At 59.6% G+C, this 25,648-nt stretch carries 21 protein-coding genes; 13 read left to right on the top strand and 8 right to left on the bottom strand.

Going from position 1 to position 25,648, the window contains the following annotated elements; translation table 11 throughout:
- Window positions 1-368: 368 nt before the first annotated feature.
- From HB631_RS19065 to hypA, 6 genes are all read right to left on the bottom strand, one after another.
- A complete protein-coding gene (locus HB631_RS19065; protein ID WP_213992764.1) occupies window positions 369-2,801 on the bottom strand; it encodes a carbamoyltransferase HypF in 2,433 nt (810 codons plus the stop codon).
- A gap of 113 nt (window positions 2,802-2,914) precedes the next feature.
- A complete protein-coding gene (gene hypE, locus HB631_RS19060; RefSeq protein ID WP_213992763.1) occupies window positions 2,915-3,928 on the bottom strand; it encodes a hydrogenase expression/formation protein HypE in 1,014 nt (337 codons plus the stop codon).
- On the bottom strand, window positions 3,925-5,040 hold the full coding sequence (gene hypD / locus HB631_RS19055) for a hydrogenase formation protein HypD (protein WP_213992762.1): 1,116 nt from the start codon (window positions 5,038-5,040) through the stop codon (window positions 3,925-3,927). The genes hypE and hypD overlap by 4 nt, the downstream gene beginning before the upstream one ends.
- Window positions 5,027-5,320 carry a HypC/HybG/HupF family hydrogenase formation chaperone gene (gene hypC / locus HB631_RS19050; RefSeq protein ID WP_213992761.1) on the bottom strand — a complete coding sequence of 98 codons (294 nt, stop codon included), beginning with the start codon at window positions 5,318-5,320 and terminating at the stop codon, window positions 5,027-5,029. Before hypC ends, hypD begins: the two co-directional genes overlap by 14 nt.
- Before the next feature lie 217 nt (window positions 5,321-5,537).
- The gene (hypB, locus tag HB631_RS19045) at window positions 5,538-6,803 is read right to left on the bottom strand and encodes a hydrogenase nickel incorporation protein HypB (protein ID WP_213992760.1); all 1,266 of its coding nucleotides are present in this window, start codon (window positions 6,801-6,803) and stop codon (window positions 5,538-5,540) included.
- Between the two features lie 61 nt (window positions 6,804-6,864).
- A complete protein-coding gene (gene hypA / locus HB631_RS19040; RefSeq protein WP_213992759.1) occupies window positions 6,865-7,209 on the bottom strand; it encodes a hydrogenase maturation nickel metallochaperone HypA in 345 nt (114 codons plus the stop codon).
- A 623-nt stretch (window positions 7,210-7,832) separates the two neighbouring features.
- On the opposite strand from hypA, the gene HB631_RS19035 reads away from it, so the two are divergent.
- The 13 genes from HB631_RS19035 (at window position 7,833) to fdhF (ending at window position 22,273) form a co-directional block, all read left to right on the top strand.
- A complete protein-coding gene (locus HB631_RS19035; protein WP_213992758.1) occupies window positions 7,833-8,453 on the top strand; it encodes a 4Fe-4S dicluster domain-containing protein in 621 nt (206 codons plus the stop codon).
- 2 nt (window positions 8,454-8,455) lie between these two features.
- Window positions 8,456-10,471: a hydrogenase 4 subunit B gene (gene hyfB, locus HB631_RS19030; RefSeq protein WP_213992757.1), complete on the top strand. Its 2,016-nt coding sequence runs from the start codon at window positions 8,456-8,458 to the stop codon at window positions 10,469-10,471.
- A gap of 11 nt (window positions 10,472-10,482) precedes the next feature.
- Window positions 10,483-11,433: a respiratory chain complex I subunit 1 family protein gene (locus tag HB631_RS19025; RefSeq protein WP_213992756.1), complete on the top strand. Its 951-nt coding sequence runs from the start codon at window positions 10,483-10,485 to the stop codon at window positions 11,431-11,433.
- 18 nt (window positions 11,434-11,451) lie between these two features.
- Window positions 11,452-12,891, top strand: coding sequence for a hydrogenase 4 subunit D (locus HB631_RS19020; protein WP_213992755.1), 1,440 nt, complete (start codon window positions 11,452-11,454; stop codon window positions 12,889-12,891).
- Window positions 12,892-12,902: 11 nt separating this feature from the next.
- Window positions 12,903-13,553 (top strand): hydrogenase 4 membrane subunit, encoded by a 651-nt coding sequence (hyfE, locus tag HB631_RS19015; RefSeq protein ID WP_213992754.1) that lies wholly within the window; start codon window positions 12,903-12,905, stop codon window positions 13,551-13,553.
- 4 nt (window positions 13,554-13,557) lie between these two features.
- The gene (locus tag HB631_RS19010; protein ID WP_213992753.1) at window positions 13,558-15,132 is read left to right on the top strand and encodes a hydrogenase 4 subunit F; all 1,575 of its coding nucleotides are present in this window, start codon (window positions 13,558-13,560) and stop codon (window positions 15,130-15,132) included.
- Between the two features lie 65 nt (window positions 15,133-15,197).
- Window positions 15,198-16,883 (top strand): hydrogenase large subunit, encoded by a 1,686-nt coding sequence (locus tag HB631_RS19005; protein ID WP_218627055.1) that lies wholly within the window; start codon window positions 15,198-15,200, stop codon window positions 16,881-16,883.
- Between the two features lie 11 nt (window positions 16,884-16,894).
- Window positions 16,895-17,446, top strand: coding sequence for a hydrogenase 4 subunit H (gene hyfH, locus HB631_RS19000; protein WP_213992752.1), 552 nt, complete (start codon window positions 16,895-16,897; stop codon window positions 17,444-17,446).
- On the top strand, window positions 17,443-18,222 hold the full coding sequence (locus tag HB631_RS18995; protein ID WP_213992751.1) for an NADH-quinone oxidoreductase subunit B family protein: 780 nt from the start codon (window positions 17,443-17,445) through the stop codon (window positions 18,220-18,222). Before hyfH ends, HB631_RS18995 begins: the two co-directional genes overlap by 4 nt.
- Complete coding sequence (locus HB631_RS18990) at window positions 18,215-18,613, top strand: formate hydrogenlyase maturation HycH family protein (protein WP_213992750.1); 399 nt, start codon at window positions 18,215-18,217, stop codon at window positions 18,611-18,613. Before HB631_RS18995 ends, HB631_RS18990 begins: the two co-directional genes overlap by 8 nt.
- Window positions 18,614-18,699: 86 nt before the next feature.
- A complete protein-coding gene (gene hycI / locus HB631_RS18985) occupies window positions 18,700-19,203 on the top strand; it encodes a hydrogenase maturation peptidase HycI (RefSeq protein ID WP_213992749.1) in 504 nt (167 codons plus the stop codon).
- Window positions 19,204-19,502: 299 nt separating this feature from the next.
- Window positions 19,503-20,042: a 4Fe-4S dicluster domain-containing protein gene (locus tag HB631_RS18980; RefSeq protein WP_213992748.1), complete on the top strand. Its 540-nt coding sequence runs from the start codon at window positions 19,503-19,505 to the stop codon at window positions 20,040-20,042.
- Between the two features lie 59 nt (window positions 20,043-20,101).
- On the top strand, window positions 20,102-22,273 hold the full coding sequence (gene fdhF, locus HB631_RS18975; RefSeq protein ID WP_213992747.1) for a formate dehydrogenase subunit alpha: 2,172 nt from the start codon (window positions 20,102-20,104) through the stop codon (window positions 22,271-22,273).
- A gap of 431 nt (window positions 22,274-22,704) precedes the next feature.
- On the opposite strand, the gene HB631_RS18970 is transcribed toward fdhF, so the two are convergent.
- Together HB631_RS18970 and HB631_RS18965 are read right to left on the bottom strand one after the other, a co-directional pair.
- Window positions 22,705-23,331, bottom strand: a complete 627-nt coding sequence (locus HB631_RS18970; protein WP_213992746.1) for a LysE family translocator — start codon at window positions 23,329-23,331, stop codon at window positions 22,705-22,707.
- Window positions 23,332-23,538: 207 nt separating this feature from the next.
- Window positions 23,539-25,542 carry a sigma 54-interacting transcriptional regulator gene (locus HB631_RS18965; RefSeq protein ID WP_213992745.1) on the bottom strand — a complete coding sequence of 668 codons (2,004 nt, stop codon included), beginning with the start codon at window positions 25,540-25,542 and terminating at the stop codon, window positions 23,539-23,541.
- Window positions 25,543-25,648: the final 106 nt, after the last annotated feature.

Genomic DNA, 25,648 nt, shown 5'->3' with positions numbered 1-25,648 from the left:
GCCTGTTAAAGGGAGACCGGGCTGATGGGGTCGAAGCGGGCGTGGTTTTTCCGCCCGACGTAGCGCCCCACAGCTCGGTAGACCCGCCAACACCAGGGGTGAAACCGAGCCTGTTAAAGGGAGACCGGGCTGATGGGGTCGAAGCGGGCGTGGTTTTTCCGCCCGACGTAGCGCCCCACAGCTCGGTAGGCCCGCCAACACCAGGGGTGAAACCGAGCCTGTTAAAGGGAGACCGGTCTGATGGGGTCGAAGCGGGCGTGGTTTTTCCGCCCGACGTAGCGCCCCACAGCTCGGTAGGCCCGCCAGCACCGAACCTGCAACGATAGTGTTAAAGGAAGACCGCGCCGAGGATGGGTCGGCATGGCGGGTTATACCGCCCCGGCGGCGGCAATCAATGCCTGCCCCAGGGCCAGACCGCCATCACCCGCCGGCAGACGGGACGGCGCCAGCACCCGCATTCCGGCAAGCTCTTGCAGCAATAATTGTTTGAAGAGGCGATTGTGCAATACCCCGCCGGACAGAGCGATAGTGTCGATACCCTCGCGCCGTGCCGCCTGGCGAGCCAGTGCGGCAAAGCCCTGGGCCAAAACCAAATGAAAGCCATAGGCCCGCAGATGCGGTTCGGCCTGCCAGGCCAGCCACTGACGCCAAAATAACGCCAGATCCAGCCGGTTGCCCAGTAGGGGCATACTAACCGGAATACGTTCCATCCGAGGAGACACCGCCTGCCACGCCAGGGCCTCCAGCCGGCAGGCGGCCTCCCCTTCCCAGCTGATTTCCCGCGGACACAGCCCGAGCGCGGCGGCAACAGCGTCAAACAACCGTCCCGTGGAGGAGGCCTCCGGGGCGTTAATCCCCTGCGCCACCGCCCGCGCCAGCGGTTCCCCCTGGGCCGGGGGAATGGCGGCGACTTCCGGCAGGTCTCGCCAGCCTGGCACGAATCGCAGCCATTGCGCCAATAAATTCCGCCACGGCTGGCGGGCCGCCATATCTCCACCCGGCAGTGGCACTGCCGGCAATCCACCCAGCCATTGGCAACTGAGATAATCCACCTTCAGGCACTCGCCGCCCCATAGGGCGCCGGGATCGTCGTCCCGTTGATCCGAACTCTGATTGGCCGGGTTTCCGGCTCGTACCCCACCGAAGCCCAGGCCGTCCAGGGCGAGGCCGATAACCGGTCCGGCGTCGCGGCGCCAGCCGTGTTCCGCCAGACAGGCGACGATATGCGCATGATGATGCAGCGTGGCAACACAAGGCAGCTGCAATTCCTCCGCCAGGGTTTCGCCCCAGCGACGGCTAAGGTAACCGGGGTGGGCATCCACCGCGATGATGGCCGGCGTAAAATTCCAGATGGCGCTGAACAGCGACAGCGCCTGTTGCTGCTGCCCGCGGATACCTTCATCCGCCAAGTCGCCGAGATGTTGGCCGAGTATCGCCTGTCCGTCACGTAGCAGACAGAAGGTGTTTTTTAAATCCGATCCCATCGCCAGCACCGGTCGGCAATGTTCAAAACCAGGTGGCAGCAGCACGGCGTCCGGCACATATCCCCTGGAACGGCGCAGCATTTCAACGTTATCTCCCGACAGACGCACCAGGGAATCATCGGCGCGCTGCAGGATATCGCGGTCATGCAGCAACCAGCAATCGGCGATATCCGCCAGATCCGCCAGCGCCCGGTCATTATCCAGCGCCGGGGGGCGGCCGTTGAGGTTACCGGAGGTCATGACCAGGGGGCGTCGAACCCCTTGCAACAGCATATGTTGCAAGGGATTAGAGGGCAGCATTACGCCGATTTCATGCAGGCCGGGGGCTATCAGGGAACACAGCGCTTGTCCCGGCATGGCGTCGCAAGGCAAAACCGGCCTTGCCGTATCAGCGCCACTCAAGGGATTGGACGGCAAAACCCCCGTACCCGAGGCGAAAGCCGTCGGCATCCAGGGCTGAGGGATTAGCACAATGGGCGCGGCAGGGGATCGCAACAAGTCAATCAAGGCGTCCGATACCGGCTCGGCGCAGCGCCGCAGCCAGTGGATATCCGGTATCATGACCGCCAACGGCTTGGACGGACGGCGTTTGCGCTGCCGCAGTTTCGCCACCGCCGCCGGATTGGTGGCGTCACAGGCCAGATGGAATCCCCCCAGCCCTTTGATGGCCACAATGTCTCCGGCCAAAAGCTGCCGCACCGCGAGGTCAATGGCGGCGGCGTCAGCGGACAGTTTCCTGCCTTCCCGATCCGTCAGCCAGACCCGCGGACCGCATTCGGGACAGGCATTGGGCTGGGCGTGAAAACGCCGATCGGCGGGATTGTCATATTCGGCCGAACATTCTGCACACAGGGGGAAAACATCCATGGCGGTATTGGGCCGATCGTAGGGCATGCGGCGTATCAGCGTGAAACGCGGGCCGCAATGGGTACAGTTGATAAACGGATAGGCAAAGCGCCGGTTGGCCGGATCGTTCAGTTCCGCCAGGCAGGCGTCGCAGGTTGCCGCATCCGGCACCACCTGGGTGGACATGCCGCCGCCGCCGCTGGCAAGAATGGTGAAATCCCGGGGCGGCAGCTCCCACTGCCAGGGCAGGGTTTCAATGCTGTGGATCGCCGCCAGCGGCGGGCACGCCTGCCGCAGCCGATGGATAAATGTCCCTGCCTCATCGCCCCACAGGCGTACTTCAACCCCGGCCCCGTTATTGCTGACATCCCCGGTTAATCCCAGTTCATGGGCCAGTTGCCAGACCACCGGCCGAAAGCCAACCCCCTGGACCTTACCCTTGATGCGCAGCAGGATACCGTTGTGGGACATAATTTTCCTCCGCTGAACGGAACCGAGGCCCCGGCGACATCGTAATTTGTACGCCGCCGCCGGGGCACACAGTAGTGGCTCGTCATGGGATAACGTGACACATCCTGCCTAAATTAGCAGATGCGGGGCAGCGGTTCGTCATGGGGCAGATCGAGAATACGGCTGACGCCGTATATGCCGCGCAATCGCACCTGCTTATCGTCCGTGACCCGGCCGATCACCGCCGCGTCCCGCCCCAACGGGTGCCCGCGCAGGGCCTGGAGAACATGCTGTTCCGCCGCCGCGTCCACCACCAGCAGCAATTTTCCCTCATTGGCAAAATTCAGCGCATCCAGCCCCAGCAATTCACATACCCCGCGTACCGTGGTTTTCACCGGCAGCGCCGCTTCGTCCACGGTCATGCCGCAGCCACTGCCGCGGGCGAACTCATGCAAAATAGCGGTAACGCCGCCCCGGGTGGCATCCCGCAGGGTGCGGATACCGGCTATCTCCCGCAGCGGCGCGATCAGCGGGGCCAGTACCGCGCAATCACTGGACAAATCCGCCTCCATGCCGAGATTCTCGCGCAGGTTAAGGATGGTGGCGCCATGATCCCCCAGGGTGCCGCTCACCAGAATACTGTCGCCGGGGCGAATGGCGGTCACGCCCCATTCCACCGCCGCGGGGATCACACCCAGGCCGGCGGTATTGATAAACAGTTTGTCCACCGCCCCGCGAGGCACCACCTTAGTGTCGCCGGTGATGATCTGTATGCCGGCGTCACGGGCGGTATCGGCCATGGATCGCACCACGGCTTCCAGGATTTCAAACTCCAGCCCTTCTTCCAGGATAAATCCGCAGGAGAGCCAGCGCGGCGTCGCGCCGCTCACCGCCAAATCGTTGGCGGTACCGCATACCGCCAGCTTGCCGATATCACCGCCGGGGAAAAACAGCGGATCGACAACATAGCTGTCGGTGGTAAACGCCAGCCGGTCACCCAAGGCATTCAGTTCGCTTAACGGCAGGCGGGCCTGATCTTCCCCGGTGGCCAGCACCGGATTGGCAAAGGCGCTGACGAAGACGCTTGAAATCAACGCCTGCATGGCGCCGCCGCCGTTACCGTGCGCCAGCATAATCTGTTTGCTCATGCCTCACTCCGACGATATTGATACCAGGCGGCGCACGCGCCTTCCGAGGAAACCATCAACGCACCAAAGGCGTTTTCCGGCGTGCATACGCCACCAAACAGCGGACAATCCGCCGGTTTGCAGCGGCCGGTCAGCACCGCGCCGCAACGGGCGCGGGGATCGTCCGCCACCGGCTGCGGATCGGGATGAAAACGCCCTTCGGCATCATAGGCCGACCACTCCGGGCGCAGGCTGACGCGGGAATCGTCGATCACCCCCAGGCCGCGCCACTCGCTGGCGCCTTCGGTGATAAATACCCGGTCCATCGCTTCCTGCGCCAGCCTATTTCCCTCGTCCGGCACCACGCGGCGGTATTGGTTTTCCACTGTACAGCGTCCGTCCACATATTGCTCGCAAAGCATCAACAGGCCTTGCAGGATATCCCCAGGCTCAAAGCCGGTTACCACCACCGGTTTATGACAGACATCACTGATATAGGCATAAGGCTGCTGGCCGATAACCATGCTGACATGGCCCGGGGCGATAAATCCGTCGATGCGCACATCCGGCTGCGCCAGCAGGCTTTTTAAGGTGGGCATCAGGGTAATATGCTGGCAAAAAAGAAAAAAGTTTTCCACGCCGTCGGCCCGCGCCTGCTGCAACGTCATGGCGCTGGCGGGCATGGTGGTTTCAAAACCAATGGCGAAAAACACCACCTGGCGCCCGGGGTTTTGTTTGGCGATGGCCAGCGCATCGAGGGGCGACCAGACCATGCGCACATCCGCCCCCTGTTGGCGAGCGGTCAGCAAGGATCCGTTACGACCGGGCACCCGCATGGCGTCGCCGAAAGTACAAAAAATGACTTCGGGCCGCATGGCGATTTGCACGCAGGCATCGATGCGGCCCGCCGGAAGCACGCAGACCGGGCAACCCGGTCCGTGGATAAATTCCAGCGAGGGCGGCAACAGTTTATCCAGGCCGAATTTGAAAATGGCATGGGTATGGCCGCCGCAGACTTCCATCACCTGCAAAGGTCGCTCGGCGGTATAAACCGTATGCGACATACGTTCGCCGATTCGCGCCACCAGCCCCCGCACCAGTTCCGGCTGGCGGTATTCATCAACGAATCGCATCGGTTTCGCCTCCCCGCAGGAAATAACCGACGTCCGGTTCCACTTCACCCATCGCCTGCAAGGCCTCCAGCGTTTCCCTGGCCTCGGTTTCGTCCAGCAGGCTCATGGCGAATCCCACATGCACCAGGACCCATTGACCGGGCAGAGCAGCCATGGCGGCGTCATCGGCGCAAACCAGCCGGACATTGACCCGCCGTTTGACGCCGCAGACATCCACCCAGGCATTGCCGTAGCCGTCGTTATCAAGCGCCACCACCTGACCGGGGATGCCTATACACATGATTTTTTCTCCAGCCCGTTCTTATGGGCGTTCTTATGAACGTAATAATGAACGTTCTTATGGACATAGCCATTTTTCGTCCAGACCGAGATCCGGATCTGGCCTGCCGAGGGAAACGGGGAGTGTTCACCACCAGGCTCCCCGGCACTCGATGCCGATACCGAATATCGCCAAAGCCTGTTCGCAAACGACCGGACCAAATGATAACCCATGGCTGTCACAGGAGCCGCTGCTCTTCCAGCCAGCTCAGCCAGGCATCCATGCCCTCGCCGCCGGTGGCGGACACCAACAGTACGGTGATAGACGGGTTGACCCGGCGGGCATTGGCGATACAGGCATCCACGTCGAAATGCACCCAGGGCAACAGATCGATTTTGTTGAGAATCATCAGCCCGGCGGCGGCAAACATGTGGGGGTATTTTAACGGTTTGTCTTCCCCTTCGGTCACCGACAGCACCACGACTTTACAACGTTCGCCAAGGTCAAAACCGGCGGGACAGACCAGATTGCCGACATTTTCGATAAACAGCAGGCTTTTTTCCGCCGGTTTCAGCCGCAGGGCGGCATCTTGCACCATCTGCGCATCCAGATGACAGCCTTTACCGGTATTGACCTGAATCGCCGGTGCGCCGGTGGCGCGGATACGCTCTGCGTCATTGGTGGTTTGCTGATCGCCTTCGATGACGGCACAGGGGGTTTTGCCCTTCAGCCGCAGCAGCGTTTCCGTTAACAGGCTGGTCTTGCCCGAGCCGGGGCTGGAGACCAGGTTCAGCGCCAGGATATTATGCTGCTGAAAATAGTGCCGATTGTGGTCCGCCAGCCGGTTGTTTTTATCCAATACATCAATTTCGATTTCCACCATCCGCCGCTGGCTGAGGCCCGGGGCATGGGTGCCCGCCTCGCCCCGGCCATAATCCAGATCCCCCCGCGCATCGGCCTGGGGCGCGAATCCGGTCGGCCCCGCCGCCGGGACCGGGCCGGAATAAACGTCGGCGCCGGTTAACAAGGATTGTCCCGCCCCGCCGGCCTGCGGCGGTAACACCGTTTGGCCTGGTGCGAGCTGGTAATAATGGTTATGGACTTCGCCATGATAGTGATGGTGATGAATCACCTGCACAGGCGCGGCGGCGGGGAACACAACACGCCTTGGCGCCAGCGCTGCGGAATGCCGGACTTCACGCTCAGGCTCATGATGTGTGTGCTGATGCTCGCCATGATCCTGAGCATCGTGGCTATGCTGATGGTCGCCATAGTCCTGAGCATCGTGGCTATGCTGATGCTCGCCATGGTCCTGAGCATCGTGGCTATGCTGATGCTCGCCATGGTCCTGAGCATCGTGGCTATGCCGATGCTCGCCATGATCCAGACCCAGATCAGTATGTTGATGTCTTCCATGATGATGGACAACAAGACCGTCGCCCGGATGATCATCATCACCTTCGATATAATGTTCGCCCTCGGCACAGCCGCAAGTACTGCACATGGCAAGTCTCCTGACATTGTGAAAATGGCGTTGTTACTACCCCGCTACGGGGAGTATACCCTCAAGCCACTTCCAGTCGTTTGATCTGGATATGGTCGTGGGCATCGGTTTGTAATTGATGTCCGCCGCATAAAGGGCAGACCAGGATCGGGACGCCCGGCAGGGTAACCTGTTGCCTGCAATGGCCGCACCAGGCTTCAGCCGGTTGCTGTTCGAGATGCAATACACATCCCTGGGCCACGGTCCCGCGACACACCATGTCGAAACAGAAATTTAAAGACTCCGCTTCCACACAGGAAAAGGCCCCGAGAGATAACCAGACGCCGGTAACACGCCGCGCGCCGTTCGCCCGTGCCTGCTGTTCCAGGATCTCCAGCGTATTTTGCGCCAGTGTCAACTCGTGCATCGGTCTCTCCGCGCTACTACAAATTATGAGCTGGTGGCCATGACTGACCGAACCGGCTCAAACAGGTGCTTATGCAAACAAGGCAAGCCCATATCATTTCGGCACCAGCTTATGCAAGCTCATGCAAGTTCATACATACCCAGCGCAAGCGTATGCAAACCCGGCAAGCTCATATCATTCCGGCACCAGCTTAAGCGAACCGATGCCTGCTTTTATTAGCTTAACCCTTCAACCTCTATACTTCATGTAACCTCATGCAAGACGGGTGCCAGTCGCCATACCGGCATCCAATGCCAGCTAAATACCGGTATCAACCTGATGGCACCCCGGTTTTATGCCTTAAAAACAATCTGTTAACATCACAGTCCGGGTTTACGGCGCCGCCGGTGGCGTCGGACAATCTCGTCGTCATTTATGACGACGGCCCCGGCCCCCGGCCTATCGACACTTATGACGATATCCCCCGGGCTTCGGCCTGTTTTTGCTATTGATGGCCGCCTCACCCCCCAGACCATGGCCTTCACAGACAATAACCCTACTACTGGCATGGAAAATGCTTCTATCGCCGGAATGAATAAACCCAGCAGCCTGACTGTCATCCGTTTCTCCTGGAGGAGAGGGTTATGAACCGCTTTGTTATCGCGGAGCCACAGCTTTGTATTGGATGTAATACCTGCATGGCCGCCTGTACACAAGTCCACAAGGCCGCGGGATTGCAGTCGCATCCCAGACTGTCCGTTACGCGGACCGATGAAGAAAGCGCGCCCATGCTCTGCCGCCAATGTGAAGATGCGCCTTGCGCCCGGGTCTGCCCGGTAAATGCCATTACCCACGGTCCCGATGCCATCATGCTCAATGAAAGCCTTTGCATCGGCTGTAAGTTATGCGGATTGGCCTGTCCGTTCGGCGCCATTACGCCCTCCGGCAGTAAACCGGTGAATATGCCGACGATGTTTGAGAACTTCATCCCTTCCCAGCAGATGGCCGATGTGCCCGAGAGCCCGGCGAACATGAACCCCTTTCTGGCATGGAACGCCGGGATACGCAGCGTCGCGGTGAAATGCGATCTGTGTGACTTTCATCCCGACGGACCGCAGTGTGTACGGGTGTGTCCCACCGATGCGCTGGTGCTGGTAAGTGACGGCGCGGTGGAACAGGTGAGTTTGTCACGCCGCCAATACGCCGCGCGCTGGCTCTCCTCCGGTCTGGATTCTCTTCCCCCCACTAAACCGGAGCAGGAATAAACATGGACGCATTTCGGTTACTTGGCGGTTCCCTCGGTTTTTATGTGCTGGGCGCCTTCCTGTCCCTATTGCTGGCGCGGCGGGAAAACCTGGCTATCTGGGCCGCCGGGCTGACGGCGATGGCCGGCGGCATCCTCGGCCTGCTGGCGGCCATCAGCGTGCTGCACAGCGGCGTGACCCTGACCTACAGCGCCGTCGGCCCCTTTCCGTTCGCCGCCTTCAGCGTCCGTCTCGATAGCCTGGCGGCCTTTATGCTACTGGTGATTTCGCTGTTGGTGACGGTATGCGCCCTCTACTCCCTGGCCTATGTACGCGAGTATCTGGGAAAAGGGGCGGCGGCGATGGGTTTTTTTATGAACCTGTTCATCGCCTCCATGGCGACCTTGGTGGTCATGGACAATGCCTTCTGGTTCATCATTTTCTTTGAGATGATGTCTCTGGCCTCCTGGTTCCTGGTGATCGCCGATCAGGATGAAGAGTCCATCAATGCCGGTTTGCTGTACTTTTTTATCGCCCACGCCGGATCGGTGCTGATCATGATTGCCTTCTTCCTGATGTACCGTCAGAGCGGCAGTCTGGAGTTCGCATCGTTCCGCACCCTGTCCTTAAGTCCCGCCGGCGCCTCGGTGGTGTTCCTGCTGGCATTTTTCGGCTTCGGCGCCAAGGCGGGCATGCTGCCGTTGCATAGTTGGCTGCCGCGCGCCCACCCCGCCGCGCCGTCCCATGCGTCGGCGCTGATGTCCGGGGTCATGGTGAAAATCGGCATCTTCGGCATCATCAAGGTGGGCATCGATCTGCTGGGAGCCAGCCAACTGTGGTGGGGCATCCTGGTGCTGGCGTTCGGCGCGGTCTCCTCGGTGCTCGGGGTGCTGTATGCCCTGGCGGAGCACGATATCAAACGCCTGCTGGCCTGGCATACGGTGGAAAACATCGGCATCATCCTGATGGGGGTCGGGGTGGGCATGGTGGGCATCGCCACCCATCATCCGGTATTGGCCGCGCTGGGCCTGCTGGGCGCCCTTTATCATCTGCTGAACCACGCGGTTTTCAAAGGACTGCTGTTTCTCGGCGCCGGCGCCATTATCTGGCGGATGCATACTCGGGATATGGAAAAGATGGGGGGCCTCGGCCGCCTGATGCCTTTCACCGCCCTGGCCTTTATCATCGGCTGTATGGCCATCTCCGCCTTGCCGCCCCTCAACGGCTTCGTCAGCGAGTGGTACACCTATCAATCCCTGTTCACCATGAGCCATGACGGCGGCTTTATCCTGCGCCTGAGCGGACCTGTGGCTATTGTCATGCTGGCCATCACCGGCGCGCTGGCGGCGATGTGTTTTGTCAAAGTGTACGGCATCAGTTTCTGCGGCGCGCCACGCAGCGAGAAAGCCGCCCAAGCCCGCGAGGTACCCTGGCAAATGACCGTCGCCATGCTGCTGCTGGCCCTGATGTGCGTGCTGCTGGGCATCGCCGCGCCGGCCATCGCGCCGGTATTGGCCGCGGTGGCCGCCGGCCTCGCCCACGGCCATGAAATTACCGTGGCGCAGGGACTGCTGCTGGTGCCGGATCAGGCCCGGCAGGCCATGCTGTCGCCTTTGATGATCTTCATCCTGCTGCTGGTTTTGCCGCTGATTCCCCTGGGAATTTACCAACTGCGCAAAGGCACCCAGCCAGGCTATCGCCGTCGCGGCGATCCCTGGGCTTGCGGCTATGGTTGGGAAGCGGCCATGTCCATGTCGGCGGCCAGCTTTACCCAACCTCTGCGCGTCATGTTCTCGGCGTTGTACCGTCTGCGCCGCCAGCTCGATCCCTCCCCCGGACTGAAGCGCGCACTGGAGCGGACCACCGAAGGGGCCGGTCGCGTCGAGCCGTTCTGGGACGACAGCATTATCAACCCATTGGTACGTATCACCCAGCGGTTGGGCGGGCAGGTCCAGGTATTACAGGGCGGGGATTTTCGCATCTACTGCCTGTACGTGGTCGCTGCGCTGGTCATTCTGTTGCTTGTCACCGCCGTCTAAGGAGAGAGACCATGTTCATACAACCGACGCCGACGCTGACCCTGGGGCTGTTCGCCCTGATCCAGGCCCTGCTGTTGCTGGCCCTGACCCCGCTGATGACCGGCCTCTCCCGCCAAATCCGCGCCCTGATGCATTCCCGGCGCGGGCCGGGCATCTGGCAGGATTACCGGGATATCGCCAAACTGCTTAAACGGCAGGAAGTGGCGCCGGCCCAGGCCGGACCCGTGTTCCGGCTGATGCCTTATGTGCTGCTCGGCACCATGCTGCTGGTGGCCATGACCCTGCCGGTATTCACTCGGTTCTCGCCGTTCGGCGCGGCGGGGGATCTGATTACCCTGCTCTACCTGTTCGCGCTGTTCCGGTTCTTCTTTTCCCTGGCCGGGCTGGATACCGGCAGCACCTTTGCCGGCATCGGCGCCAGCCGCGAGCTGACCCTGGGCGTCCTGGTGGAACCGACCCTTATCCTGGCGCTGCTGGTGGTGGCCCTGATTACCGGTTCCACCAATATCGGCGCCATCAGCGCTTCCCTTACCGCCGGCTGGATCTCCCCCACCGCCACCTTTTTAGCGCTGCTGGCCTGCGGCTTCGCCACTTTTATCGAAATGGGCAAAATTCCGTTCGACGTGGCGGAAGCGGAGCAGGAGCTACAGGAAGGACCGCTGACCGAATACAGCGGATCCGGCCTGGCGCTGGTGAAGTGGGGTATCGGCCTGAAACAGGTGGTGATGGCGGAACTTTTTCTGGCGGTATTCATCCCCTTCGGCAAGGCGGAGGTGCTTACCGCCCCGTCGCTGCTGTGGGGGCTGATAACCGCCGTCATCAAGCTGGTGGTGGTGTTTATCCTCGCCTCCGTGATGGAAAACAGTCTGGCGCGCGGACGTTTCTTATTGATTCCCCGGGTGACCTGGCTCGGGTTCGGCGTTGCGGCGCTGTCTTTCGTCTTTTACCTCACCGGTCTTTAAGGAGCCAGGAAATTCATTATGGAAAATATAGCCCTTGCGACCGTTCTGGTCCCGTTTGTCGGCGCGCTGCTCACCGCCTGCCTGCCCCAGCGTCTGGCGAAATGGGTCTGCACCTTGTTCGCCCTGCTGGCGACCCTCGGCACGCTCTCGCTGGCCTGGGTGTTTTATACCGGTGGTAAAGTTGATGCCACCTACACTCTGTTGCAGTACGGCAACGCCGCCCTGATGGGGATAACCGTCGATCGCGTCAGTACGCTGATTGTTTTTGCCGTGGTATTCCTGGGGCTGCTGGTAAGCCTCTACTCCACCGGCTATCTCACCACCGGCAACCGGGAACATCCCCATGAAGGCACCAACCGCTATTACGCCTTCCTGCTGGTGTTTATCGGCGCCATGGCGGGGCTGGTGCTCTCGTCCACCCTGCTGGGCCAACTGTTGTTTTTTGAAATTACCGGCGGCTGCTCCTGGGCGCTGATTGGCTATTACCAAACGCCGAAAGCCCAGCGTTCGGCCCTGAAAGCCCTGCTGATTACCCATGTGGCGTCCATCGGCCTCTACCTGGCGGCGGCTACCCTGTTTCTGCATACCGGCACCTTCGCACTCAGCGCCCTGAGCCAGATACAAGGACCGGCGGCGCTGATGGTGTTCGGCGGCATTCTGTTCGCCGCCTGGGGCAAATCCGCCCAGTTGCCGTTACAGGCCTGGCTGCCGGACGCGATGGAGGCGCCGACCCCGGTGAGCGCCTATCTCCATGCGGCGTCCATGGTGAAAGTGGGGGTATATATCTTCGCCCGCGCCATCCTGTCCGCCGGCGATGTGCCGCATATCATCGGCTGGGTCGGCATTGTGATGGCCCTTATCACCATGATTTACGGTTTTATGATGTATCTGCCGCAAAAGGATATGAAACGGCTGCTGGCCTGGTCCACCATTACCCAGCTGGCCTATATCTTTTTCGCTTTGTCCCTGGCGATTTTTGGTTCCAAGCAGGCCTTCCTCGGCGGCATCGCCTACATCTTCAACCACGCCTTCGCCAAGAGCCTGTTTTTCCTGGTGGCCGGTACCCTCAGCTACAGCTGCGGGACCCGAATGCTGCCGCGCCTGCGCGGGGTGCTGGGGAAAATGCCCCTGGCGGGCATCGGTTTTTGTGTCGCGGCGCTGGCTATTACCGGCGTGCCGCCGTTTAACGGCTTCTTCAGCAAGTTCCCGATTTTCGCCGCCGGTTTCGCCCTGTCCCGGCAGTTCTGGGTGCTGACGCCCATGATGATTCTGGTGCTGATTGAATCCGTCGCCAGCTTCGTCTGGCTTATTTACTGGTTCGGGCGGGTGGTGCCCGGCAAGCCCAGCGAGGAGGTGGCGCAGGCCGCCCCGGTTCCGCTGGCCATGAGTGTTGTGCTGGTGGTTCTGATCTGGATGTCGCTGTGTTCCAGCTTTATTGCCGTCGCCTGGCTTGGATAAGGAAGAAGAAGATGACCGGATCTCTTATTGTCAATAACCTGGCGGGACTGATGATGATCACCTCGCTGCTGGTGATCGGCGCCAAACGTCCCGTGGTGTCCTGCTGCTGGTATGCCCTTCAGTCCCTGGTACTGGTGGCGATATTCTTCACCCTGGCGGAAACCCTGCATACGCATCAGCTATTGCTCTGGTCTCTCAGCGCCCTGATCACCAAGGTGATACTGGTGCCGTTGATTATGGCGCGGGCGTTCCACAAGCTGGCAGACCCCGGCGCGGACGGCGGGTTTATCTCCCCCCCGATGCTGATGCTGGCGGCGGCGGTGATTGTGGTGCTGAGCTGGTTCGTGGTGGCCCCGGTGGCGCTGCCGCTGGTGGCCACGCTGAAACCGGCCCTGGCGGTGTCCCTCGGCCACTTCCTGCTCGGTCTGCTCTGCATCGTCAGCCAACGCAATATTCTCAAACAGGTGTTCGGTTATTGCCTGATGGAAAACGGCTCGCACCTGACCCTGGCGTTGCTGGCCAATCGCGCGCCGGAACTGGTGGAAATCGGTATTGCCACCGATGCTATTTTCGCGGTGATCGTCATGGCGGTGATGGCGCGCAAAATCTACCGGACGCTCCATACGCTCGATGTGTCCCAACTGACGGCGCTGAAGGGGTAATGAGATGAGTAATACCGCTATGATGTTCATATTGCTGGTCACACCGCTGATTTTCTCTTTACTGGCCTTCGCCTGCCGGTGGCTGGGTAACGGCGCGCGAGGCACGGTGACCGCCTTGCATAGCCTGGGGATCGTCCTGCTGCTGGCGGAAGTGGCGTGGGTGGTCACGCGGGTGGCCGCGGAAGGAAGCGTATTGGCGGCGCACCAATGGCTCTATCTGGACAGCCTGAGCGCGCTGTTCCTCTCTATTCTCGGTATCATTGGCTTTATCACCGGGATTTACTCCATGGGTTATATGCGCCATGAGGTGGATACCGACGAAATTTCAGTGACCACCCTCTGCCATTATTACGGTTTTTTCCATCTGTTCCTGTTCACCATGCTGCTGGTGGTGAGCAGCAATAACCTGATCCTGATGTGGGCGGCGGTGGAAGCCACCACCCTCAGTTCGGCGTTCCTGGTGGGACTGTACGGCCAGCGTTCGTCCCTGGAAGCGGCCTGGAAATACATCATTATCTGTACCGTCGGCGTCGCTTTCGGCCTGTACGGTACCATTTTGATGTATGCAAACGCCGCCAACGTGATGCCCGATGCCGGTCAGGCGATATTCTGGACCGAGGTGCTGAAACACACCGCCCGTCTCGACCCTACCCTGATGCATCTGTCGTTTGTTTTTGTACTGATTGGTTTTGGCACCAAGACCGGTCTGTTTCCCATGCACGCCTGGCTGCCGGACGCGCACAGCGAAGCCCCCAGCCCCACCAGCGCCCTGCTGTCGGCGGTGCTGCTGAACTGCGCCCTGCTGGTTATCCTGCGTTACTACATTCTGGTAAGCGGCGCCATCGGCCCGCTGTTCCCCAGCCGCCTGCTGCTGGTATTCGGCCTGTTGTCGGTGGCGGTGGCGGCCTTTTTTATCCTGGTGCAGCACGACATCAAACGGCTGCTGGCCTACTCCAGCGTCGAAAACATGGGGCTTATCGCGGTGGCCATCGGCATCGGCGGGCCGTTGGGGGTACTGGCGGCGCTGCTGCACACCCTCAATCACAGCCTGGCGAAAACCCTGCTGTTCTGCGGCTCCGGCAACGTGCTGCTGAAGTACGGCACCCGTGATATGGGCGCGGTGAAAGGCATGCTGCGGGTGGTGCCCTTGACCGCCGTACTGATGGCCGGCGGCGCGCTGGCCCTGGGCGGTATGCCGCCGTTCAATATTTTCCTCAGTGAATTCATGACGGTCACCGCCGGTTTGGCGTCGGGCCATATCCTGCTGACCCTGGTGCTACTGCTGTTGCTCACCGTGGTACTGGGCGGCCTGGTGCGCATGATTGCCCTGACGGTCTTCGGTAGCCAGCCCGACGCCGTCAGCAAAGGAGAACTGGGCTGGCTCACCACGGTGCCCATGGTCGTGCTGCTGGTGCTGATGCTGGGAATGGGCACCTATATTCCCCGACCAGTGATCCACATGCTGGAAAACGCCGCCACCATCGTCCTGCAGCGCGACGCCACGACGTTCAACTGGCCCTGGGCCGTGCCAAATGCCGCCGCCGTTACCCCCCATACCCCGTCTGGAGAAGTAAAGTGACTGATAACATTTCCAATAACCTCACCGATGCTCCTTCCGGTGCCTTTAGCGAAAAGAAAGGCGGCCTGGGTTACCTGGCGCAGGTACATGAAAAATTCCCGGCGGCAATACTGGCTGAGGAGTGGCAAACCGCCAATCAGCTCACCATCACGGTGAAGGTTAACGCCCTGCCGGAGGTGGTGGAGTTTCTTTATTACACTCTGGGCGGCTGGCTGCCCGTGCTGTTCGGCAACGATGAACGCACCCTGTGCGGCGACTATGCCGTCTATTACGTGCTGTCCATGGAACAGGGGGAAAAGTGCTGGATCACGGTGAAAGCACTGGTGAGCGCCATCACCCTGGAGTTCCCGTCCGTCACCCCTCGGGTACCGGCCGCGGTATGGGGCGAGCGTGAAATCCGCGATATGTACGGCCTGATCCCGGTGGGCCTGCCGGACGAACGTCGGCTGGTGCTGCCGGACGATTGGCCGGAAGATCTCTACCCGCTGCGTAAAGACAGCATGGACTATCGCCAGCGGCCGACCCCCGCCAGCGACAGTGAAACCTATCCCTTTGAAAACGCGGCCCCCGGCGAGACCCGGGTGGTGCCCATCGGCCCGCTGCATATCACCTCCGACGAACCGGGCCACTTCCGGCTGTTCGTGGACGGCGAACAAATCGTCGACGCCGATTACCGGCTGTTCTATGTCCATCGCGGCATGGAAAAGCTGGCGGAAACCCGGATGGGTTACAACGAAGTCACCTTCCTGTCCGACCGGGTCTGCGGCATCTGCGGATTCGCCCATAGCGTGGCCTATACCAGCTCGGTGGAAAATGCCCTGGGTATCGTGGTCCCACCCCGCGCCCACGCCATCCGCAGTATCCTGCTGGAGGTGGAGCGTCTGCACAGCCATCTGCTGAATATCGGCCTCTCCAGCCATTTCGTCGGCTTCGATACCGGTTTTATGCAATTTTTCCGCGTGCGGGAAAAATCCATGACCATGGCGGAGCTGCTCACCGGCGCCCGTAAAACCTACGGCATGAACCTGATCGGCGGCGTGCGGCGCGATATCCTCAAGGATCAGCGCCTGAAAACCCAGTTGCTGGTGGCGGAAATGCGCAAAGAGTTCGTTCAGCTGGTGGATATGCTGCTCAGCACGCCGAACATGGCGCAACGCACCCAGGGCATCGGCATATTGGACCGGAAGACCGCCAGGGATTACAGCCCGGTGGGACCGATGATCCGCGCCAGCGGGTTTAACCGCGACCTGCGTTTCGATCATCCTTATGCCAATTACGCCAATCTGCCGAAAACCCTGTTTACCCAGGATAATGGCGATGTCTATTCCCGCCTGATAGTGCGGGTGAAAGAAGTGCTGGACTCCATGTCCATGATCGAATACGGACTGGATAACCTGCCCGGCGGACCGCTGCTCACCGAGGGCTTTACCTATCAGCCGCACAAGTTCGCGCTGGGATTTGTCGAAGCGCCGCGCGGCGAAGACGTGCACTGGAGTATGCTGGGGGATAACCAGAAACTGTTCCGCTGGCGCTGTCGCGCCGCCACCTACGCCAACTGGCCGGTGCTGCGCTATATGCTGCGGGGCAACACCGTTTCCGACGCGCCGCTGATCATCGGCAGCCTCGATCCCTGCTACTCCTGCACCGACCGCGTGACGCTGGTGGATGTGAACAAACGCCGGGCGAAAACCGTGCCCTATCAGGAACTGGAACGCTATGGCATTGAGCGCACCCGTTCGCCGCTTAAGTAGAGGCTTGGACAATGTTTAAACTGTTTAAAACCATCCTGAAAGCCGGTGAGCCCACGGTCAAATACCCGTTCAAGCCGCTGGAGGTCTGTCCCGGCTTTCGCGGTAAACCGAAGTACGACCCCACCCAATGCATTGCCTGTGCCGCCTGTACCAGCGTTTGCCCGGCCAACGCCCTGACCATGGAAACCGATATCGCCAGCGGCGAGCGGCGCTGGCAGCTGTTCCTGGGGCGCTGCATTTTCTGCGGCCGCTGTGAAGAGGTCTGCCCCACCCGCGCCATCGCGCTGTCGGAAGAGTTCGAAATGGCGGTGACGCAAAAAGCGGATCTGTACGTTACCGCCACCTTCGCGTTACAGGCATGCCGGGTCTGCCATCAACCGTTTATCGCGAAAAAATCCGTCGAATACGCCATGGCGTTGCTGGCCCATTCGGGACTGGACGACGGGGCTGTGGAGGCGCTGCGTCCGCAGTTCGAAACCTGTCCGGATTGCAAACGCCATCAAAACCTGCACAGCAACCGTAATCTCCGGTTGCGGCATACTCCGGGGAGAGAGACCCAATGAGCCTGGACATTCCGTTGAATCATCATGTCAGCGTTCCCGTGACCCCCGATGAGCACACTCTGGCGCTGAAAAAGACTCTGCTGAAGGATATCAAGCGTTCGGCCTACGTCTACCGCGTTGACTGCGGCGGCTGCAACGGCTGTGAAATCGAAATTTTCGCCGCCATTACGCCGCTGTTCGACGCCGAGCGATTCGGCATCAAGGTCGTGGCGTCGCCGCGCCATGCCGATATCCTGCTGTTTACCGGCGCGGTCACCCGCGCCATGCGCACCCCGGCCCTGCGCGCTTATGACTCGGCGCCGGATCCGAAAATCTGTATTTCCTACGGCGCCTGCGGCTGCGGCGGCGGTATTTTCCACGATCTCTACTGCGTGTGGAGCGGCAGCGAAAGCATCGTGCCTATTGATGTCTGGATCCCCGGCTGCCCGCCGACCCCGGCGGCCACCATTTACGGATTCGCGGTAGCCCTCGGCCTGCTTGAGCAAAAGCTTAAAGGCGAAACGCATATTGAACAGCCGGGGGAGAAAGCCTCGCTGCTGCTGCCGGATGTACCGCTGCATACCCGGGTGATTATCGAGCGCGAAGCCCGGCAGCTGGCGGGCTATCGGGAAGGCCGAAAAATCAGCGACAACCTGCTCGGCCTGCTGGCGGGAGCCACCGTTCCGTTGTTGGCACAGCGGGTAGAGGAGTGGCTGCGGCGCGAAGACGACCCACGCTTGCGGGAAATCGTGCAGCGACTGCTGCACACATTGCAGGGTGAAATTCATCATGGCTGATGTCTATATCTGGTCGTTGCGCCAGAAGTTCCTCGACAGCGATGACGATATGCCGGCCCAGGCGCAGCAGGTGATGTATTACTCCCTGGCTATCGGCCATCATGTGGGGGTGATCGATTGCCTGAACAAAGAGCTTACCTGCCCCCTCGAGCAGTACCGGCAATGGGTTGAGCTGCTGCCGGAGGGCGAGGCGCGGCGCAAAATGCACGGCCTGATGACCTTCGGCGAAATCATCATCGACAGCAGCCATACCGACCTGCTGGCCAACGCCCTGGCCCCCTTGCAGTCCGATGCGCCGGCGCCGTTTAATGAATGGAGCGCCCGGCTGATGGCGCTGCTGGGGGAAATCTCCCGCGAGCCGGCCATCTATCTTATCGTTAGAAGGGTATAAATTTGTGCGTAAGCATATGAGTATGGTGGCAAAATGCTTGGTCGGGCTTGATGTCATTGCGCCTTCTTCACCATAGGGAGCTGGAAATGAATGCTAATACTACCGATCTCAGCGTCGTGCTGACCGTCGGCAACAGCATGATGGGGGATGACGGCGCCGGCCCGCTGCTGGCGGAACTGATGACCCGACGGCCGGTAGCAGGCTGGACGGTGGTGGATGGCGGCGCCACGCCGGAAAATGTCGTCCACCGCGTACGCGCCTTGCGGCCACAGCGGGTGGTGGTGGTGGATGCCGCCGATATGACGCTGGTGCCGGGAGAGATCCGGCTTATCGATCCGGCGGATATCGCCGGGATGTTTATCATGAGCACCCATAACCTCCCGCTCAGCTTCGTTATCGAGCAACTAAAGGAAGATATCCCTGAGGTCTGGTTTGTCGGCATTCAACCGGATGTGGTGGCCTTTTATTTTCCCATGACCGAACCGGTTACCCAGGCGGTGAACCGTATCCACCAGCGTCTGGAGCAGTGGCAAGGGGACGGCGGTTTCCCGTGGCTGGTACCTGATAGCCCTCTTGATGGCAATGAGTGAACGGCCCCGTGGCATCCGTTTCAATATCAGCAGCTATAGCAGCATCGGCATCGGCATCGGCATCGGCATCGGCACTGTGACGAAGCAGTATCGGCATCGTCAATTTTGTCGATATGACGATAAAGAGCATGATTTTCAAGATATGTTCGTTGCGCCCTATAAAAATTATTATATATATCAATATTTTAAAATAATATCGTTTCCCTTGCAAACTGGCATAAACCCTGCTTTATATATGGATATTAATAGCCTGAGGCGGGCCGAGTAATAACCCGCGTCGGACACTCGAGGAAAAATGAATGAACCGGTTCGTTATTGCTGATCCGCAAAAATGCATTGGCTGCTTTACCTGTGAAGTCGCTTGTGTGGTCGCGCATAACGGCAACCGTCCCGGCGCGCTGACCCCTGAAAACTTTTTGCCCCGGCTAAAAGTGATTAAAGAGTGGAATATCAGTACGCCGGTACTGTGCCGGCAATGCGAAGACGCCCCCTGCGCCAATGCTTGTCCGAACAACGCTATTATTCACGCCAAAGACCATATCCAGGTATTGCAGGAAAAATGTATCGGTTGCAAAACCTGCGCCGTGGCCTGCCCTTATGGCGCCATGGATATCGTGACGCGGCATGTTTACGATGAACGCAATCCATTATCGGGACACAGCATCAAGGCTGAAGCTCAGAAATGCGATTTATGCGAGGGCCGTGCCGAAGGCCAGGCTTGCATTAGCGCCTGCCCCACCGACGCATTGGTATTGATGACCAATGAAGCCGTCGAAAGCATAAAACTGAAAAAACGGCAGCGGGCCGCGTTGGAAGGCTTCGGCGCCAACCTGTTCTGACCGCTGATTAATCAAACACGGGATTTATGAACAAAAAATCCCTCAAGGGGTATGGCATAATGCATAAAGCACTTACCGTATGTCCGTACTGCGGCTCCGGCTGCAAAATCAATCTTTTGGTTGAAAACGGCAGCGTCGTCGGCGCCGAGGCGGCCAACGGTTATACCAATCAGGGCCAACTGTGCCTGAAGGGCTACTACGGCTGGGATTTCCTCAATGACACCCGCCTTTTGACGCCGCGGCTGCGCAGCCCGATGATCCGCCGCGAAAAAGGCGGCAATCTCGAAGAAGTCTCCTGGGATGAGGCGATCGAATTCACCAGCTCGCGCCTGCGCCATATCAAGGAAAAATATGGTCCCAACGCCATAATGCAAACCGGGTCGTCCCGTGGTACCGGCAACGAAACCAACTATGTCATGCAGAAATTCGCCCGTGCGGTCATTGGCAACAACAATGTCGACTGCTGCGCCCGGGTCTGCCACGGACCGTCGGTGTCCGGTTTACAGGTCACCCTGGGTAACGGCGCCATGAGCAATTCGATTTGTGAAATCGAAGATACCAAATGCCTGCTGGTGTTCGGCTACAATGCCGCCGATTCGCACCCCATCGTGGCGCGGCGCATCCTCAAGGCCAAGCAAAAAGGCGCGAAAATCATTGTCTGCGACCCTCGGCGCATTGAAACCGCCCGACTGGCCGACCTGTGGCTGCCGCTGAAAAACGGTTCCAACATGGCGCTGGTGAATGCCTTCGCCAACGTACTGATCAACGAAAATCTGTACGATGCGGATTATGTGGCGCGCCATACCGAAGGCTTCGAAGAATACAAAGCCATCGTCGCCAAATATACCCCCGAATATGTGGAAGAGATTACCGGCCTGCCGGCGCAGCAGATTCGCGAGGCCATACGCATGTATGCCGCAGCGCCCAGCGCGACCATCCTTTGGGGCATGGGCGTCACCCAGTGGGGCCAGGCGGTGGATGTGGTTAAGGGATTGTCCGGACTGGCATTGATGACCGGCAATCTGGGTAAACCCAATGTCGGCGTCGGCCCGGTGCGCGGTCAGAACAACGTACAGGGTGCCTGCGATATGGGCGCGCTGCCGAATATGTTCCCCGGCTATCAGCCGGTCACCGACCCGGCGGCCCGTGAAAAATTCGCCCGCGCCTGGGGGGTTGAATCCCTTCCGGCCGAGCCCGGGTTTACCCTGACCGATGTACCGCACAAAATTCTCAGCGGCGAGATCAAGGCCAACTATGTCATGGGTGAAGACCCATTGCAGACCGAACCGGATTTGTCGGTGATGCGTCAGGCGTTCAGTGAACTGGAACTGCTGATCGTGCAGGACATCTTTATGACCAAAACCGCGTCGGTGGCGGATGTGATACTGCCGTCCACGTCCTGGGGCGAACACGAAGGGGTCTATACCGCCGCCGATCGCGGTTTCCAGCACTTCGAAAAAGCGGTGGAACCGAAGTTCAACGTCAAGACCGACTGGCAGATTATCAGCCTGATGGCCACTGCCTTGGGTTATCCGATGTTTTATAATAATACCAAGGAGATCTGGGACGAACTGCGGGGCCTTTGTCCGTTATATGCCGGCGCCACCTATGAGAAGCTGGCCGGATTCGGTTATGTTCCCTGGCCCTGTACGGAAGAAAGCAGTCCGGGCACGCCGTGGCTGTATGAGGGCAATAAATTCGACCGTCCGGGGGGTAAAGGTTTGCTGTTCGCCGCCGAATGGCGGCCGCCCCTGGATCAGGTGGATGACGCGTTCCCCCTGGTGCTCTGCACCGTACGGGAAGTGGGTCATTACTCCTGCCGTTCAATGACCGGCAACTGTACCGCCCTGGCCACCCTGGCTGATGAACCGGGTTATGTGCAGATCAATCCCAAGGACGCCGAAAAGCTGGGCATCCGCGATCAGCAATTGGTCTGGGTCTCTTCCCGGCGCGGAAAGGTCATTACCCGCGCGGCGGTGAGCGAACGCATTAACCTTGGCGCGGTATACATGACCTATCAATGGTGGATAGGCGCCTGCAATGAGCTGACCATCGACCATCTCGATCCTATTTCCAAGACGCCGGAGTATAAGTATTGCGCGGTGAAACTGGACATGATCGACGATCAGCGCTGGGCGGAAAACTATGTGCAAACCGAATACAGTCATCTAAAGGCCCGGCTGCGTAATGCGGTGGATGACGCCATCACGCCTGTCATCACTCCTGCCTAAAACACCTCTCAGGCCCGAGTGCATCGGGCCTGGTTCCTCGTGGGTAGCGCTCCTTTTAACACGCTTGATTTAAGCTTCATTGATTGCGGGCCTAGCGTGCCGTGTGGCGCTCGGGCGGGCGGAAAAACCACGCCCGCTTCGACCACATCGGCGCGCTCTCCCTTTAACACGCTTGATTTAAGCTTCATTGATTGCGGGCCTAGCGTGCCGTGTGGCGCTCGGGCGGGCGGAAAAACCACGCCCGCTTCGACCACATCGGCGCGCTCTCCCTTTAACACGCTCGGTTTAAGCTTCAGTGATTGCGGGCCTAGCGTGCCGTGTGGCGCTCGGGCGGGCGGAAAAACCACGCCCGCTTCGACCACATCGGCGCGCTCTCCCTTTAACACGCGCTCACTTTTACACACTCGTTGTGACAGTCGGTGACGGCAGTATTATTGATGCTGCGTGGCGACGCTCAGTCCCTGCGTGATAAAAATGGCGCCGACAATTTTGCCCTGCCTGCGGCGCAGCCAGGTGAGACGTTTCACTATGTGGCTCAAGGGGCGGATTGATAACGCGATAAGCGTCGTATAGAGAGAACTGAGCGCGACGAAAATCAGCCCCAGAACGGCGAATTGCATGAGTACCGGCCCTCGTTCGGGATGGATGAATTGCGGCATGAACGCCAGGAAAAACAGGGCGGTCTTGGGATTAAGGACTTCTGCCGGCACCGCCTGCAAATAGGCTTTCATGGGTGTCACGGTGGGCAATTTCATTAACGATGCATCGTGCTGCTTCTCAGCGATGGCCCGGATGCCGAGATAGATAAGATAGGCGGCCCCCACATATTTGACGGTGTTAAAAGCCAGCGCGGAGGTCATCAGCAGTGCCGACAGCCCAGCCGCGGCACATAGCGTATGCACAAAGTCCCCACTCGCGATGCCCAGACCGGTCATGATACCGGTCTTGCGCCCGCCTTGGACAGTCCGACTCAGCACCAGCAGCACAGCCGGGCCGGGAATCAGGAACAGGCCCATGACAACGGCAACAAAGGTGCCCAGCGTGGAAAAATCGAACATCACCTATCCCGTAATATGTCAGGTAACCCATTGGCGAAGTCTAACACGGCCGAAGGGTCCGTTTCGATAAGCACGCTTAACTAAAAGACCGCCAAGCTCGTTTCGATTTGCTTGCGTAATGCACAGACCGGCAGGTTCGTTTCGATTTGCTTAAGCTATTAAAAGCCCCAGGCAACGAGTCCGTTACACCAAGCTTAAGTAAAAAAGTCACCACGCCTGCGGCGAGATACCCAGCCGCTGCATCCTCGACAGCAGCGTTGTGCGTTTAACACCCAACTTCATGGCCGCGCCGCGCGGACCCGCCACGATACCGTTCGCCTCGCGTAAAGCCTGGATAATGCGCTGGCGCTCCGCCTCGTCGTTTTCCACCGGGACGGACTCCGTACGGTGCCTGGACGTCGGCTCGGGGATATGAACGACCGGCGGCAATGCGGCGGGCTGCAATCCATCCAGCTGTAGGTTGAGCGTCGTGCCACGGGTCAAGATCACCGCCCGCTCAATGACATTCTCCAGCTCGCGGACATTACCGGGCCAGGCCAGCTGGCTGAGCCGGCGCAGCGTCTCGCCGGGTATACTGTCGATGGTGCGGTTCATCCGCCGGGCAATCTTCTGGGTGAAAAATTTCGCCAGCAGCGGAATATCTTCCGGCCGCTCACGCAGCGGAGGGATGAGAATCGGGAAGACATTCAGCCGGTAATAGAGATCGCTGCGGTACTGACGCTCCGCCACCATATCCTTGAGATCGCGGTTGGTGGCGGCAATCAGCCGGACATTCACCGGTATCACCTTACTGCCCCCCAACCGTTCGATTTCCCGCTCCTGCAGCACCCGCAGCAGCTTGGGCTGCAACTCCAGCGGCAAATCCCCCACTTCGTCAAGAAACAGCGTTCCTCCTTCCGCCAGCTCAAAGCGGCCGTGACGGGTGGTGGCAGCGCCGGTAAACGCCCCCTTCTCATGGCCGAACAGATCGCTTTCCAGCAAGCCGGAAGGGACCGCGGCGCAATTCATCTTCACCATGGGTTTACCATTGCGTGCGCTGTGTTCGTGAATTGCCCGGGCGATCAATTCTTTGCCGGTGCCGGTCTCACCGAGGATCAGCACCGTGCTATCGCTGTCCGCCACCATTTGCACCTGTTCAAGCAGCGCCCCCATGGCCGCGCTTTTCCAGATAATTTCACCAAAGCTGCCGCTGTTGTACATCTGCTCGTTGAGCCAGATATTTTCATGTTCCAAATTGTCCTTCAGACGGGTAATTTCGTCATAGGCGCGGGCGTTGTCCACCGCGATGGCGATGCGGGCTGTCACCTGGCTCAATAAGCGCAGATTGGCCTCGCTGAAAATATCTTTGTGATGCTGCGACAGCTTCAGGATGCCCAGCGGCTTATGGCCGAACATCATCGGCAACAGGCACAGGGTATGCACCCCTTCCCCCAGCATAGCGGCCAGATGAGGATCTTCCTCCGCCCACTGCGGCTCATCCCGCAAATTAATCACCAAAGGTTCGGTTTGCGCCAACGCTCTCTGGGCCAGTGCATTACCCGCCATGGGCACACGTTTTTGCTCGCGCCGCATGGGTTTGCCGGTTTGATAATGGGTGACATACACATTCAGGCTGGCATTTTCACCGCTGTTTTCCCGCAGAGCCAGGCTGATATAGTCGATGCCGAAAAAACGATGGATCTCCTTCGACACTTCTGACGCCAGCGCGTCCATGTCCAGGCAGGAGAGCACGGAATTGGTCACATCCACCAGAATCCGGTGATGATCCCGTTCGTGTCGCAACCCCTCGTTTTCAAGACGCAAGGTCTCCTGGACGTCGAGATTTTCCAGCGCCACCGCCAGCAGTTGCGCCAGACGGCGTAACAACCCACGTTCATCCTGGCTGTAATGATACCCGTCGGTACGGGTGAAGATGACATCGCCCAACCGGCGGCGGGGAGAAACCACCGGCAGCACGCAGCGGCTGTGATTTTCCGGCAGCTCTTGCTGGAGATCCGGCTCGGGTCCCGCCCGCGGCCCATCACGGTCGCAACCGTAATGACGGCGCGGCAAGGACAGCACCAGGTCGATTAACTGGCAGGGAATCGGCAGCGGCATCAGGGCGGATAATATCGAGGAGACGTCCCGCAGAAAAAAGATTTTTTGCGAGATCCGGATTATCGCTTCCTGCCATTGGCCGTTTATTTCAGTGTCATTCGACGTTTTCAGCATCAGTATTGCTTCGTGGCCATCATCATCATTCCTTGTTTTATTTTAATGGAGTGCGGCGGGAAAGAATATTCGGCCGGTTCATTAATTTGATCTGATGCGGTGTTTC

The sequence above is a fragment of the Sodalis sp. dw_96 genome (assembly GCF_018449575.1).
GTDB lineage: Bacteria > Pseudomonadota > Gammaproteobacteria > Enterobacterales > Enterobacteriaceae > Acerihabitans.
Note: the sequence above shows the minus strand (reverse complement) of the source record. Positions and strands in the feature narration are given on the sequence as shown.